The sequence below is a fragment of the Puniceibacterium sp. IMCC21224 genome (genome assembly GCF_001038505.1).
In the GTDB taxonomy this organism is placed as follows: Bacteria; Pseudomonadota; Alphaproteobacteria; order Rhodobacterales; family Rhodobacteraceae; genus Puniceibacterium.
In genome coordinates this window covers 2,209,050-2,223,527 of the sequence record NZ_LDPY01000001.1, presented here as the reverse complement: position 1 = coordinate 2,223,527, position 14,478 = coordinate 2,209,050, and the positions used below count along the sequence as shown (strand labels likewise).

Genomic DNA, 14,478 nt, shown 5'->3' with positions numbered 1-14,478 from the left:
CAAGGGCGGACAGTCGGCAAGCGGCGCCAGCTTGCAGATAAACGGAACAGGGGGAAAAGAGCCATGGCAGACCGGAGCGGGAAATTCGCAGGCGATGATCCCTTTGTGATTGCGCAGGCTTGGCTGAGAGAGGCCGAATCCGCCGAAGTGAACGATCCCAATGCCATGGCTTTGTCCACGGTGGATGCGAACGGTCTGCCCAATGTGCGCATGGTGCTGCTGAAAGAAATCGAGGATTCGGCCTTTGTGTTCTACACCAATTACGACAGCGCCAAGGCACGAGAGATTGACCATGCTGGCAAGGCGGCTTTTGTCCTGCACTGGAAATCGCTGCGTCGCCAAATTCGTGTGCGCGGGCTGGTCAGTCGCGAGGATGGGCCGAAGGCGGATGACTATTATGCCAGCCGCTCCCTCAAGAGCCGCCTGGGCGCCTGGGCGTCGCAGCAATCACGGCCTTTGGCCGGACGGGCCAGTCTGTTGGCCGAGGTCGCTAAAGTAACCGCGCGGTTCGGCACAAATCCGCCACGCCCTGAATTCTGGGGCGGATTTCGCATCGCTCCGACAGAGATAGAGTTCTGGGCCGACGGTGATTTTCGCCTGCATGACCGCTTTGTCTGGCGTCGGCGGACGCCTGCCGATGGATGGACGGTCGACCGCCTAAACCCCTGACATTTGCGTGACGTCAACCGTCAGCGATACTGAATCCCTCGAAACCAAGGGGAATTACGCTTGCAAATCGTGCTACGATTGCCGCAAGAGTTATGCGAGATACAAAATGTGGAAATAGTGTTGAAACACGACGATGCAGAGACGCAGCGCGTATTGGGGAAGGTTAAGTGGTTCGATCCGGTCAAGGGCTTTGGCTTTGTTGTTTCGGATACTGGCGGACCTGACATCCTGCTCCATGCGAATGTCCTGAGAAATTTCGGCCAGGGTTCAGTTGCGGACCAGGCCCGGATCGAGATTGGCGTGCAAGCCACTGATCGCGGTGTTCAGGCTGTTGAAGTGTACCGGATTCAACCACCCGAAAATACATCGGACATGCCGCTTGCCGATTTTGAAGATATCGACCCGGCAGTGATGCGCGCAGCCCCGTTAGAGCCGGCGCGCGTGAAGTGGTTCGACAAATCCAAGGGCTTTGGATTTGCAAATGTCTTTGGTCGCAGCGAAGATGTGTTTGTTCATGTCGAAGTGTTGCGCCGATCTGGCCTCGCCGATCTGCAACCCGGAGAGGCGCTGGCCATCCGGGTGATCGACGGCAAGCGCGGCTGTATGGCGTCGGAGGTCTGCCCGTGGGAAACCGCATTGTCCAAGGAATCCTGAAACCGCTTTGTGGGATTGTGGCGCTCGGTCTGTCGGCCGCGTCTGTTGACGCTGCTTGCCGTGACGACACGTTGTGGCTGCGTGGTGATTGGGGAAGCGCGCGATTTAGCGTCAAGGTCGCCGACACCGGGGCAGAGCGGGCGCAGGGCCTGATGTTTGTCGAAAATATGCCGCAGGCTGCGGGAATGTTGTTTGCCTATCCTGCGCCGGGTCCGGTGGCGTTCTGGATGAAGAACACTTTGATTCCGCTCGACATGATTTTTGCCGACGCGACGGGTGTGGTCCAGCGGGTGCATGCCAATGCCATTCCCGGTGATCTCACCGGCATTCCGGGCGGTGATGGTATCCAATATGTGCTGGAAATCAACGGCGGATTGGCGAAATCACTTGGTATCGTTACGGGCAGCGAGATGCAGCATCCCGCGATCAGTCAGGACATTGCCGCATGGTCCTGCACAGTCGAGTGAAAAACCCCTTTTCAATCCCTGCAGGTGTCGCTAAACGACCCCTGAGTTCGGGGCGTAGCGCAGCCTGGTAGCGCGACGGTTTTGGGTACCGTAGGTCGTAGGTTCGAATCCTATCGCCCCGACCACTACTTAGCTGGTTTTCAACCAGTACGGTTTACAGGGCCGTTTACAGCTTTGATCCATTTTCATTCCCCGCCAGCCTCGAAAGAAGCGCGCCCAGCTCGTCGGGCATGTCGATCAGCTCGCCCATCTTTTGCGCCACGGGAATCGACACGATCCGCTTGCGCTTGGCGGTTTAGAACAGAATCCGGCGGCCATATTTACTCGGCTGGATATGGAGCCTCGACAAGATCGCCAAGGTCGCTTTGATCGAGGTATAGCCGACAATCTGCTGAAGGTGACGAAGCCGCTCATATGTATCCGTCCGGTGTGGCTCTCCTGCCTAGGTGATGGAGTGGGTGATAGTGTCCACCATGTATAGTGGACATCTTGAGGTGGGTGATGGCGGGAAAGAAGGGCTTGAATAAGCGTGTCTGGTCTGAGGACGAGAAGCGCACGATTTGCGCACAAACGCTGAAAGCGGGCGTTTCCGTTGCGCAGGTTGCGCGGCGCTATTGCATGAATGCGAACCTGATTTTGAAATGACTTAAAGACCCTCGTTTTGCCCCTGTGAACGGCGGCGCAGCTTTCGATGCTGCTGGAAGGCATTGACCGGCGCGCGCCACAACGAACATGGCGGCCAACGCAGGCTGGATAGCCCAATAAAACATGGGGTCTGGCGCATTTTTCGTTCCGTTGTGCCGGTCGAACGGAAAAAAAATCCCCATGCGCGGGACCTTCAAAATCCTTCCTGAAGACCTCACTAAGCTGCGCGCAGTCAGCGAGTTGATGGCGGCAGAGATCATGTCGCAAGCCTATCAGATCGAGAAGCTGAAGAAGGAACTGGCAGCCCACCGCAAGGCCCGTTTTGGCAGTAAATCCGCGACTATGGATCAGCAGGCGTTTGATCTGCAGGAGGACGCTGAGATTGCCGCCTTCGCTCAAAAGACTGCCCCGGCAGATGACGGGGATGAGACCACTCCCGCCAAGAGCACCCACAATCACGCACCGTTACCCGATCACCTTGCGCGACAAGACGAGATCCTCTCACCTGGTGACACCTGCTTTGAGTGTGGCGGCGCGCTCAAGCAACTCGGCGAAGACGTGACAGAAGAGCTGAAATACGTCCCCGGCCACTTCGTCGTAAAACGCATAGTGCGTCCACGCATGACCTGCACCTGTTGTGAGGCCTTCGCCCAGGCCGACCTGCCCTCGCGCCCAATCACACGCGACCGCCCCGGACCGGGTCTGTTGGCCCATATCCTGGTCGGCAAATATTGCGATCACTTGCCATTATACCGGCAGATCCGAGATCTATGCCCGTGACAAGGTCGATCTGCATCGCTCCACGCTGACAGCTTGGGTGGACCCCTTAGCGATCCACATTGGCAAACTAGTGCGCGCCGGACCCGCGTTATTCGCCCCCTCTCGTGCATGTAAACATGCACTGCCGGGCAGTGGACGATACGCCGGTCAAGATGCAGGCCAAAGGCCGCGCGCAAACCTCCCGGCTTTGGAGTTATGTCCGCGATGAACGCCCGTGTGCGGACAAACGCCGCCCTGTGCGTGGTATCAGTTCAGCGTGGACCGCAAGGGCGAGCACCCCTCATCCCATCTCGCCGGATACAAAGGTGTGGTGCATGCTGGCGGCTTTACCGGTTTCAATGGCCTGTTCGGTGCAGATCGCGCCAGCGAGCAGGCCTGCATGGTCCATGTGCGCCGCAAGTTTGCCGATATCTATGAAAGCGAGGGGTCCGCCATCGCTGAGACAGTGATCAAGCGCATCGCCGCTCTGTATGCTGTAGAAAAAGAGGCGCGCTACAAGCCCACTGATACGCGCGTTGCCCAACGGCAGAAAAAGGCGAAGCCGATCTTCGACGGCCTGGACGAATGGCTCTCGCTGCAATTGCCCAAAATCGCCGACAAATCGACCCTCGCAGCGGCCATCCGCTACGCGCCCGGCCGCATGCCAAAAGCGCGGGTATATCTTGAAAACGGCACGTTGGAGTTGGACAATAATATTTACGAGCGATCAATCTGGCCAGTGGCTCTGGGCCGTAAAAACTATCGGTTCATGGGGTCAAAGGGCGGTAGCGATGCTGCGCCGTCGCCTACACCCTCATTGAAACCTGTCACATGAACAAGGTCGATCCCAAAGCTTGGCTGGCCTGGGTCCTCGCGCGCGTCTCAGACCACAAAATGACCCAGCTCGAAGAGCTCATGTCTTGGAGCTGGACGCCAGAATAAGTCAACACCAGTCAGACCGGACGCATATCTGCACGCTTGGGAAAGCGCATCAGAGGCCGGGACCGGGGCCGCCCGCGCTTGATCGGACGGGATGGTAATGGGCCTGTGTGAAGGCCTCGCAACCGGAACAGGCCGAGCGTGGCCGCACGATGCGGCTCAGGATGAATCGACCCGGAACATACTCCATCTCCTCGGTCACATCCTCGCCCAAACGGCGCAGCGTGCCACCGCATTGGACACAAGCGTCATCTCCAGTGGTCGGTTCGATCTTCTGGTGCGGGATATGATCGGGGATGGGCCGACGCTTCGGTTTGTCCCCCGGCTCTTCATCAGCAAGCCGCGACCTTGCAGTCATCCTGGCGATGGCAATCTCGCTTGTCTCGAGCGTCAGCTGAAGCTGCTCAATGCTCTCGGATGAAGAGCCGAAACGATGGTTGCGGTGGCCTGCCAGTTGGTGGCGCAACTTCTCGATCAACATGGCCTGCGACTTGACCTCGGCGAGCAGAAGCGCCGTGAACTGCCTCAGTTCATCAGGATCTTCCGGCAGAGATTTGACCACGTCCAGCATGGTCTGATGATACCCGATTGACGCATTCGGGGAATCCCGGACGTGTCATTGCGGGCCTGTTCATCCTGCCTTCAGCGGCTTCCAGCTCCGGTGCGGCAGGCGCCAGTCGATGCCTTCCAGAAGCATCGCCAGCTGCGCGGGCGTCAGGGCGATCTCGCCCTCCTTCGCCGTGGGCCAGACGAACGGGCCCTTCTCCAGCCGCATCGGGAACAGGCAGGCCGGACGCTTACTTTCCATATCATATTGCCGAGGTGCAGACCTCGGAGGGCAAGCTTTGCCTGTTTGTGGTAAACTCCTGCGTTCGGTAGCCGGGTCGCGGCTGTACGGGTGCTTGACCAGCTTGCTGAGCGCTACATGAACGAGGCCCTGAAAAATGCTGCCGCAAAGTGAAAAACAGGGTAGTTCGGATTTTGTTAGGTCTGGGCTTTGAACCCATCCGGAGAGTCGTTTCTGCGCATTGCAGCTGGGATCCGGCTGGACACAACCCGGCCGTTCTTGCATCGCGCAGCACTTTCACAGGCGGAATGAATGGTTGTGGGCCAAAGCGGCCGCAGTGCGCTAATCTGTGCTAGGCTTTGCCTGTGGAAACTAGCGGGGGAAAGAGGATGTCGTTGGCGCTGGGACGCTTGATCATCTATACTGGTCAGATTGACAGGATGGTGGATTTTTACGCCCGCCACTTCGGCTTTTCGATCGTACACGCCGCGTCTGATCGCATTGTGGAACTCAGGCCGCAAAACACGGGCATAACTATTTTGCTTCATCCCGCAGCTAAAGGGCAGCGAGTGGGGCAGGCGATTGTGAAGCTCGTATTCGATGTCGAGGATGTTGAAGCGTTTTGCGAAGCCGTGAGGAAAGACGGTCTCGCATTCGGAAAGATTCACAAAGCTGACGGATATGTCTTTGCGAACGCAAAGGACCCCGACAAGAATTCGATCCAAGTATCAAGCCGAGCTTTCGCCACGTGATGAATGGATTCTATGCTATCATCGGATACAGAGTAACACTGAGCCTTGGATCACGGCGATCACGGCCCTAACCGGCCTCTCGAGGCAGCGGTCAGCGCCGCAGTGCGGCTTCACGAACCGACCATTCGTGCCCATGTCACCGGCCAAATCCGCATCAGGACCTCCGCCGCCTGCCGGGCGATGGAGCGACTGCAATCCGTACCGGTCTTGTGGGACGACGAGTTCGCGGTCTTGTCCTTCGCAGGGGTTCAATTGCTCATCTGCGCCGCCAGTCACGCTGGGTTTACGTGATGACTCACTCATTTGATTTGCGCATCAAAGCTGTAAGAGCCCACTACGACTGGAATCTCAGCCAAAAGCTTGACGCCGGAGCGACGCTGAAATATGTGAGGGGCATCTGAGCGGGCGTTGTGTAATGGTAAGACCTCTGCCTTCCAAGCAGAAGACGCGGGTTCGATTCCCGCCGCCCGCTCCAGATTTCTTCCACCGACAATAAAGATCGCCAAAAGCTCTTGTTTTGAAGCCCTAGGGTTTTGACGAGACGCCAAGTATTGCGATTTTAACGCGCGCCTTCGACGCGGATGACACGGGTTCGAATCCTGGCGCCCGGTCCGGGACGCCGGTTCCGATAGATCAGCCAGCGTCGTTTACGTCGGTGTGCAAACCCAGTGCCTCACTTTGCCGTAAGGTCACAGCCCCTCGGCGCGATCCAGGGTGGCGTTGTCGTCATTTGCCACTGCCCGGAATTCGGCTGCGGTGCTATGGTTGTGCCAGACATCGGAACCCCGTGAGGCCAAATATGCAAGCACGTTTCACTGTCAACGGAGAGGAACGCCAGGTCGATGTGCCTGAAGATATGCCGCTCCTCTGGGTTTTGCGCGATGAGCTGGCGTTGACCGGGACCAAATACGGTTGTGGCATTGCGCAATGCGGGGCTTGTACCGTGCATCTGGATGGTATGGCCGTTCGGGCCTGCCAGGTTGAGGCGCGCGAACTTGACGGGTCAACGGTCCTCACCATCGAAGGTCTGGGCACGCCAGAGGCACCACACCCGGTTCAGCAGGCCTGGATCGAGACGCAGGTGGCACAATGCGGATACTGCCAGTCGGGCCAAATCATGCAGGCCGCGTCGCTGCTTGCAGGCAATCCCGACCCGTCGGACGCCGAAATTGACGCGGTGATGTCGGGTAATCTGTGCCGTTGCGGCAGCTATCCACGGATCCGTACCGCGATCCGGGCTGCGTCTGCGGCAGTCGGTCGCTGAGCAATGGATAGCCTTGGCACACTTACCCGCCGCAGCTTTCTGATTGGATCGGTTGCCGTTGCTGGCGGGGTGGCCTTTGGCACTTATGTCGTCAAAACACCGGTCAGGAATCCGCTGCTGGATACCCTGGCCGACGGTGAGGTCGCGATCACACCATATGTTCTGATTGCGGCGGACGGTATCACCCTGATCACACCGCGCGCCGACAGCGGGCAGGGGGCCTATTCGGTTCAGGCCGCGCTGATCGCCGAAGAACTGGATATCGATCCGGCCAGTGCAACGATCACGCCGGGTTTGCCGGGGCCTGCCTATTACAATGGCGCGGTATTGGCCGAGAGCGTGCCGTTCCCGGCCTATGACCAAAGTATCCTGGCCGAAGCGATGCGCCGCTTTATGGCGGTACCAGCCAAGGTGTTGCAGCTTCAGATCACCGGCGGATCATCAACTGTGCCGGATGGGTTCACGAGGCTGCGGATGGCCGGCGCCGTGGCGCGCGAAACCCTGAAAGAGGCAGCAGCCCGGCGAACAGGGCTGCCGCGTGATCAATTGGATACTGCGGAGGGCCATGTGATCCTGCCGACGGGCGACCGCATCGCCTATACCGATCTGGCAGCGGATGCAGCCGGAATCGAACCGATCCGGGATGTAGAACTTCGCCCGCCGGAGCGTTGGAAGCGGCTCGGAAAAACTGCCGTCCGCACCGATATGGTGGCCAAATGTACCGGCACCGAAGTGTATGGCATCGACGACAGCGTCGACGGGATGGTCTACGCCACCGTGCGTGCCAATCCCGGTATCAATGGCGATGTCGTGTCTTTTGATGCCACAGATGCCGAGGCAATGAGCGGCGTCCTTGGCGTTCTGCCGGTTCCGCATGGCGTGGCAGTTGTGGCCCGCAACACATGGACCGCTTTTCGCGCCGCGGATTCGGTCAGGATCGAATGGGGTCCACCGCCCTATCCAGCAAGCAGCGCCGAAATCTTTGACGCGCTTGAGGCGGTGTTGGACAACGATCAGTCCTTTGATCACCGCCGGCGCGATGACGGCGACGTCGATGCGGCCTTGGCACGGGGCGACGTCATCAAAGCGAATTACCGAATTCCTTATCTGGCCCATGCGCCGCTTGAGCCGATGAACGCCCTTGTCCATGTCACCGACGATCATTGCGAGATTCGCACTGGGACGCAGATCCCGCTGTTCATTCGTGCCCGGGCAGCGCAGATCACCGGACTGGATCAGGGCAAGGTGCTGGTCCATGTCCTGCCCATGGGTGGCAGCTTTGGTCACCGGCTTGAGATGACGCATGTCGAGCAGGCGTTACACATCGCCGTCGCGATGAAAGGCACCCCCATCAAACTGGTCTGGAGCCGAAACGAGGACATGACCCATGATTACCCACGCCCGGCCGCTGTGGCACGGGCGCGGGGCAGGGTGGTCGATGGCCGGGTTGAAACGTTTGACCTTTCGGTGGGGCAATCGGCCATGACTCCGGGCTGGGTTCGCCGTCTGAGCGGGATGAGTTTACCCGGCCCGGACACTACCATCACCACCGGATCGTGGGATCAGCCGTTTGCCATCCCCAATTACCGCGTCACGGGCTACCGCGCACCAGACATGGTGCCAGTGTCGTCCTGGCGGTCGGTCGGGGCATCGGGCAACGGGTTCCTGCATGACTGCTTTCTGGACGAACTGATTCATGCTGCGGGGGCTGACCCGCTGGCCGAGCGCATCCGCCTGTGCATGGATGACACCTCTCGCAGGGTGCTCGAGGCCGTGGGCGAGATGTCGGGGTGGGACGGACCAGGGATCGGGGAAAATCGGGGGCGGGGCGTTGGATTCTGCCTGTCGTTCGGGGTGCCGGTGGCGCAGGTGGTCGACGTCACAATGACCGCGCGCGGCATCCGCATCGACAAGGTGCATGTTGCGGTGGATGTTGGTCAGGTGCTCGACCCCGTCAACCTAGAGGCGCAGGTATGTGGTGGCGTAATTTTCGGGCTGGGCCACGCAATGAATTGCGCGTTGACCTATGACAATCACACCCCACAGCAAACCAATTTTCACGCCTACGAGGGGATGCGCCTGTATCAGACCCCGGAAATAGATGTGCGCGTTCTTACCAACGGGACCAAGATTCGCGGCATTGGTGAACCGGGTGTGCCGCCTGCGGCCCCGGCGTTGGCCAACGCGATTTTCGCCGCCACCGGACAGCGCATCCGCGAATTGCCACTGAACAAACATGTGGCGTTTGTCTGATGTGGGGGGCGGTCCACAAGAGGATCCTGCTGGTCAGTGCCGCAATGATGATTGCAGCTCAGTCACGCGCCGAAATGCCGGTCCTGGTGATTGCGCCGCCCGCAGAGGGATCGGTTGCGGTGGCTGACGGGATCAGCGCGTTTGAGCGCATTTATGCGGTGGTCACCCATCCGCGCTGTGCCAACTGCCATGTGGGCGCGAACAACATCCCGATGTGGGATGGCGGCATCGCAGGCCCCGCGCGGCCGCATGGTATGAACATCGACGCCGGAATCAGCCGCATTGGCGCCGAAACGCTGATGTGTTCGACCTGCCACCGCACATCCCCGGTGTTGGAGAGCGCGCCACATGCGCCGCCGCACACCGCACTGGACTGGCGTTTGGCTCCGGTCGAATTTGAATGGTTTGGCAAATCACCCGCCGAGATCTGCGCGCAATTGTCCGACCCTGCCCGGACCGGTGGCCGTGACTGGATGGCGCTGGCCGAGCATCTGGTCGACGATGCCAACCACCGGGGATTTGTGCTCTGGGGTTGGATGCCTGGCGGGGGGCGCGACCCTGCGCCCGGCAGCCTTCAGCAACATGTGGACGATGTTCTGGCCTGGGGTGTAGCGGGTCAGCCATGCCCAATACGATGAGGTTGCCGCGATGACAAACACCGACCGAAAATACCAATCCGCCGCGACATTGCTGTTCATGGTGGCGGTTCTGCATCTGCCCGTGCTCGTCTTGAACTGGCGCGACTATGGCGCTCAGACGATCTTTGTGATTCTCGTGTTAGCCGCGTTGGGGATGGGTTTGATATTGCGGATGCGATGGGTGGCGTATCTGGCATTTATTGCCACGCTCGGCAGCGTCACAGCGGCTTTGGCGGGCGCGTTATCGGAATTTAGCCTTGTTGCACTGGCTTTTTGGGCGATTGCCGTGATCGATGTGATCGCTGCCGCCGTGCTGTTCGGCATGCTTTGGACTAAGCCCGCGCAGGCAGGATGAAAATTTACGCGCTGGCGCGGATCGGCGGATATTCTCTGCATCTTGTGCAGTTTTGCCACATTACGAAACGTCACCTACCAGATGCAGTGTATCCACAACGGGGCTGTGCACAAGTTCACGCAACCTCGCAATGTAGTGCCGTAACTTGGCGCGAAACCAGTGTTTTTGAAGCTTCCGTCAGTCTGATCGAAAATTAACCTTTTGTGGATGAATCAGTGGGGGGCTGGGGACAGGTGCAAACCCAAGTCCGGTCAACGCAAAAGATGTCACCAAATCGTAAAATTATCCGTTGACCGACCGGGGGATAATACGCCAGTTTGTGCGGGCCGGACGAAGAGCCACAAGATGTAGTGGCCATATCGGGTGCAGAGAAAATCAGAACTGACAACAGCAGGACACCCTGCGAGGCCGCAAACATCGTGTGGACTGTCGGCTTTGTTGCCTTTGCAAAACGGCACCTCCGTCGGGGAAACGACGAACGACTGGAAACATGGGGCAAAACAGATGCAAATCGAGAGAAAATTCACAAGCGCGGGTCAAGATGCCTATCAGGGGATCGACTTTGCGACCACAGTGTCCGAAATCCGGAATCCGGACGGCACGATTGTTTTCAAACTCGACAACGTCGAAGTGCCCACCAAGTGGAGCCAGGTCGCCAGCGATGTCATCGCCCAGAAATATTTCCGCAAGGCCGGTGTGCCCGTTGAGCTGAAGAAAGTCGCCGAAAAGGGTGTTCCCGAATTTCTGTGGCGGTCGGTTCCGGCGTCGGACAAGACTGAAAAAGTTGGCGAAACATCGTCCAAGCAGGTTTTTGACCGTCTGGCCGGCGCATGGACCTATTGGGGCTGGAAAGGTGGCTATTTCACCACCGAATCGGATGCGCGCGCCTATTACGACGAGATGCGCAATATGCTGGCCAGTCAGCGCGCCGCGCCCAACAGCCCGCAGTGGTTCAACACTGGCCTGCATTGGGCCTATGGCATCGACGGCCCCGGACAGGGCCACTATTACGTTGACTACAAAACCGGAAAACTGACCAAATCCAAATCCGCTTACGAGCATCCGCAGCCCCATGCGTGCTTTATCCAGTCGGTCAAGGATGATCTGGTCGGCGAAGGTGGCATCATGGATCTGTGGGTTCGCGAGGCGCGTTTGTTCAAGTATGGTTCCGGCACCGGCACCAATTTCAGCAGCCTGCGCGCGGCGAACGAACCGCTGTCGGGCGGTGGCAAATCGTCGGGCCTGATGGGCTTTCTCAAGATCGGTGACCGCGCGGCGGGTGCGATCAAGTCGGGCGGCACCACGCGCCGCGCCGCCAAGATGGTGATCATCGACGCCGACCACCCGGATATTGAGGAATTCATCAACTGGAAGGTCAAGGAAGAGCAGAAGGTCGCAAGCATCGTGGCCGGCTCCAAGATGCACGAACAGAAACTGAACCTGATCTTTGCCGCGATCCGGGAATGGGACGGAGCCGAGGCTGACGCCTACGATCCCAAGAAAAACGAAACGCTCAAGGCCGCAATTCGTCAGGCCAAAAAGGTCGCGATCCCCGAAACTTACGTCAAGCGTGTGCTGGATTACGCCAAGCAGGGCTACGGTTCGATCGAATTTCCAACCTATGATACCGACTGGGATTCCGAGGCGTATGCCAGCGTGTCGGGCCAGAATTCCAACAACTCGATCCGGGTCACCGACGCCTTTCTCAAGGCGGTCAAGGACGATGCCGATTGGGAACTGATCCGCCGTACCGACGGGTCGGTCGCCAAAACCATCAAAGCCCGCGACCTGTGGGAAGATGTCGGCCACGCGGCCTGGGCCTGTGCCGATCCGGGCATCCAGTTTCACGATACTGTCAACGCCTGGCACACATGCCCCGAAGACGGCGCGATCCGTGGGTCGAACCCGTGCTCGGAATATATGTTCCTCGACGATACAGCCTGCAACCTTGCGTCGATGAACCTGCTGACCTTCCTCAAGGACGGCGCGTTCCAGTCCGAGGATTACATCCACGCCACCCGTTTATGGACCCTGACACTGGAAATCAGCGTAACGATGGCGCAATTTCCCAGCCAGGAAATTGCACAAAGATCCTATGATTTCCGCACCCTGGGCCTGGGCTATGCAAATATTGGCGGTCTGCTGATGAACATGGGATATTCTTATGACAGCGACGAGGGCAGGGCGCTTTGTGGTGCGCTGAGCGCGGTCATGACCGGCGTATCCTACGCCACATCGGCCGAGATCGCCGGTGAACTGGGCGCGTTCTCGGGGTATGAGCGCAACAAGGCGCATATGCTGCGGGTGATCCGCAACCACCGTAAGGCAGCCCATGGCGCGACGGATGGCTACGAAGCGCTGGACGTCAAACCGGTGCCGCTGGACCATGCTAACTGCCCCGATGCCACCCTGATTGGTCTGGCCAAAAGCAGCTGGGACGAGGCGCTGCGTCTGGGCGAAGCCAACGGCTATCGCAATGCGCAGGTGTCCGTGATCGCTCCGACTGGCACCATCGGTCTGGTGATGGATTGCGACACCACCGGGATCGAACCTGACTTTGCCCTGGTGAAGTTCAAAAAGCTCGCCGGCGGTGGGTATTTCAAGATTATCAACCACTCGGTTCCTGCGGCACTGGACAAACTGGGATATTCCAGCAGTCAGATCGAAGAGATCGTCGCCTATGCTGTCGGTCATGGCACGATCGGCAACGCGCCGGGGATCAATCATACCTCGTTGATCGGCCACGGCTTTGGCCCGGCGCAGATCGAAAAAGTCGAGAGCGCGCTGGCGTCGGCATTCGACATCCGCTTTGTGTTCAACCAGTGGACGCTGGGCGAAACCTTTTGCCGCGAGGTGCTGGGTATCCCGGTGGCCAAGCTGTCGGACCCGACTTTTGATCTGCTGCGCCACCTTGGCTATTCCAAGCGCGACATCGAACTGGCTAATGATCACGTCTGCGGCACCATGACCCTCGAAGGGGCGCCATTTCTCAAGACAGAACACTACGCGATCTTTGACTGCGCCAACCCTTGCGGCAAAAAAGGCACGCGGTATCTAGGTGTTAAAAGCCATATCTACATGATGGCCGCTGCGCAGTCGTTCATCTCGGGCGCGATCAGCAAGACGATCAACATGCCCAACGACGCCACCATCACCGACTGCCAGGCCGCATACGAGCTGTCGTGGTCCCTGGGGGTCAAGGCAAACGCGCTCTATCGCGACGGATCGAAACTGAGCCAACCGCTGGCGTCGGCGCTGGTCGAAGATGACGACGAAGCAATGGAGGTGCTGGAAAGCGGCTCGATGCATGAAAAGGCCGCTGTGCTGGCGCAGAAAGTCGTCGAAAAGATCATCGTCAAAGAGGTCGCCCGTGGCCGCGAAAAGATGCCCGAGCGGCGCAAGGGCTATACCCAAAAGGCCATTGTTGGCGGTCACAAGGTGTATCTGCGTACCGGCGAATACAAGGACGGCAACCTGGGCGAAATCTTTATCGACATGCACAAGGAAGGGGCGGGCTTCCGCGCCATGATGAACAACTTTGCCATCGCGGTGTCGGTTGGTCTTCAGTACGGCGTGCCGCTGGAAGAGTTCGTCGATGCCTTCACCTTTACCAAATTCGAACCTGCCGGCATGGTGCAGGGCAACGACAGTATCAAGAACGCGACCTCGATCCTTGACTATATCTTCCGCGAACTGGCGGTGTCCTACCTTGACCGCACCGATCTGGCGCATGTCAAACCGCAGGGCGCCACCTTTGACGATATCGGCCGGGGCGTGGAAGAAGGCGTGTCCAACGTCAAGGAAATCTCGGAATCAGCAGCGTCGCGCAGCCTTGAGGTGCTGAAACAGATCAGCTCAACCGGGTATCTGCGCAAACGTCTGCCGCAAGATCTGATGGTGTTGCAGGGCGGCCAAAGTGGGTTTGGCGCGGCCACGCAGGTGACGTCACTGGTGGCGGAAAAGGCGGTTGCCTCGGGCGGCACGTCGGTCAGCTATGCCACCAGCACAACGACGACAGCCGCGACCAGCGGTCTGGCGATCAACGCTGTCACCAAAGCCAAGATGCAGGGTTACGAGGGCGAAGCCTGCGGCGAATGTGGCAACTACACGCTGGTGCGCAACGGGACCTGCATGAAGTGCAACACTTGCGGCGGAACGTCCGGCTGTAGCTGAAGATTCGAGGGGTGGAGAGAGGTGTTTGTCAGAAGCCGTAATTTCGTCGAATTTCAAAATTCGACGAAATGCGCGGTTATGAAAAAGAGGCTTTCTTGGGGGCCTTTATTTAGTCGACGTTGA

At 58.8% G+C, this 14,478-nt stretch carries 14 protein-coding genes, 2 tRNA genes and 2 pseudogenes; 16 read left to right on the top strand and 2 right to left on the bottom strand.

The window, feature by feature from the left end; all coding sequences use genetic code 11:
* Positions 1-63: 63 nt before the first annotated feature.
* The 9 genes and pseudogenes from pdxH (at position 64) to IMCC21224_RS28475 (ending at position 4,136) form a co-directional block, all read left to right on the top strand.
* Positions 64-669 carry a pyridoxamine 5'-phosphate oxidase gene (pdxH, locus tag IMCC21224_RS10255; RefSeq protein ID WP_047995273.1) on the top strand — a complete coding sequence of 202 codons (606 nt, stop codon included), beginning with the start codon at positions 64-66 and terminating at the stop codon, positions 667-669.
* Positions 670-789: 120 nt separating this feature from the next.
* Positions 790-1,323 carry a cold-shock protein gene (locus IMCC21224_RS10250; protein ID WP_047997023.1) on the top strand — a complete coding sequence of 178 codons (534 nt, stop codon included), beginning with the start codon at positions 790-792 and terminating at the stop codon, positions 1,321-1,323.
* Positions 1,293-1,790, top strand: a complete 498-nt coding sequence (locus tag IMCC21224_RS10245; RefSeq protein WP_369796019.1) for a DUF192 domain-containing protein — start codon at positions 1,293-1,295, stop codon at positions 1,788-1,790. Before IMCC21224_RS10250 ends, IMCC21224_RS10245 begins: the two co-directional genes overlap by 31 nt.
* A gap of 48 nt (positions 1,791-1,838) precedes the next feature.
* Positions 1,839-1,915: transfer RNA gene (locus tag IMCC21224_RS10240), tRNA-Pro, on the top strand.
* Positions 1,916-2,291: 376 nt separating this feature from the next.
* Positions 2,292-2,435 carry a transposase gene (locus IMCC21224_RS27045; RefSeq protein WP_231582055.1) on the top strand — a complete coding sequence of 48 codons (144 nt, stop codon included), beginning with the start codon at positions 2,292-2,294 and terminating at the stop codon, positions 2,433-2,435.
* 28 nt (positions 2,436-2,463) lie between these two features.
* Positions 2,464-2,547 (top strand): annotated as a pseudogene (locus IMCC21224_RS28920) (IS66 family insertion sequence element accessory protein TnpB); the annotation flags it as partial.
* A 68-nt stretch (positions 2,548-2,615) separates the two neighbouring features.
* The gene (locus IMCC21224_RS28485) at positions 2,616-3,215 is read left to right on the top strand and encodes an IS66 family transposase zinc-finger binding domain-containing protein (protein ID WP_231582054.1); all 600 of its coding nucleotides are present in this window, start codon (positions 2,616-2,618) and stop codon (positions 3,213-3,215) included.
* Between the two features lie 256 nt (positions 3,216-3,471).
* Entirely contained in the window at positions 3,472-4,029 is a 558-nt protein-coding gene (locus IMCC21224_RS28480; RefSeq protein WP_231582053.1) for an IS66 family transposase, read from the top strand.
* Positions 4,026-4,136 carry a transposase domain-containing protein gene (locus IMCC21224_RS28475; RefSeq protein WP_231582052.1) on the top strand — a complete coding sequence of 37 codons (111 nt, stop codon included), beginning with the start codon at positions 4,026-4,028 and terminating at the stop codon, positions 4,134-4,136. Before IMCC21224_RS28480 ends, IMCC21224_RS28475 begins: the two co-directional genes overlap by 4 nt.
* A gap of 49 nt (positions 4,137-4,185) precedes the next feature.
* On the opposite strand, the gene IMCC21224_RS10225 is transcribed toward IMCC21224_RS28475, so the two are convergent.
* The gene (locus IMCC21224_RS10225; protein ID WP_053078948.1) at positions 4,186-4,704 is read right to left on the bottom strand and encodes an IS66 family transposase zinc-finger binding domain-containing protein; all 519 of its coding nucleotides are present in this window, start codon (positions 4,702-4,704) and stop codon (positions 4,186-4,188) included.
* Positions 4,705-4,764: 60 nt separating this feature from the next.
* Positions 4,765-4,923, bottom strand: a pseudogene (gene tnpB / locus IMCC21224_RS27040) (IS66 family insertion sequence element accessory protein TnpB); the annotation flags it as partial.
* Between the two features lie 386 nt (positions 4,924-5,309).
* Here tnpB and IMCC21224_RS10215 point away from each other — a divergent pair.
* From IMCC21224_RS10215 to IMCC21224_RS10180, 7 genes are all read left to right on the top strand, one after another.
* Complete coding sequence (locus IMCC21224_RS10215; RefSeq protein WP_197089195.1) at positions 5,310-5,672, top strand: VOC family protein; 363 nt, start codon at positions 5,310-5,312, stop codon at positions 5,670-5,672.
* Positions 5,673-6,073: 401 nt separating this feature from the next.
* Positions 6,074-6,147: transfer RNA gene (locus IMCC21224_RS10205), tRNA-Gly, on the top strand.
* 324 nt (positions 6,148-6,471) lie between these two features.
* Positions 6,472-6,936, top strand: coding sequence for a (2Fe-2S)-binding protein (locus IMCC21224_RS10200; RefSeq protein ID WP_047995270.1), 465 nt, complete (start codon positions 6,472-6,474; stop codon positions 6,934-6,936).
* 3 nt (positions 6,937-6,939) lie between these two features.
* Positions 6,940-9,189, top strand: coding sequence for a xanthine dehydrogenase family protein molybdopterin-binding subunit (locus IMCC21224_RS10195; RefSeq protein WP_047995269.1), 2,250 nt, complete (start codon positions 6,940-6,942; stop codon positions 9,187-9,189).
* 44 nt (positions 9,190-9,233) lie between these two features.
* The gene (locus IMCC21224_RS10190) at positions 9,234-9,827 is read left to right on the top strand and encodes a hypothetical protein (protein ID WP_231582050.1); all 594 of its coding nucleotides are present in this window, start codon (positions 9,234-9,236) and stop codon (positions 9,825-9,827) included.
* 10 nt (positions 9,828-9,837) lie between these two features.
* Positions 9,838-10,182 (top strand): hypothetical protein, encoded by a 345-nt coding sequence (locus IMCC21224_RS10185; RefSeq protein ID WP_047995267.1) that lies wholly within the window; start codon positions 9,838-9,840, stop codon positions 10,180-10,182.
* Between the two features lie 504 nt (positions 10,183-10,686).
* Complete coding sequence (locus IMCC21224_RS10180; protein ID WP_047995266.1) at positions 10,687-14,355, top strand: vitamin B12-dependent ribonucleotide reductase; 3,669 nt, start codon at positions 10,687-10,689, stop codon at positions 14,353-14,355.
* Positions 14,356-14,478: the final 123 nt, after the last annotated feature.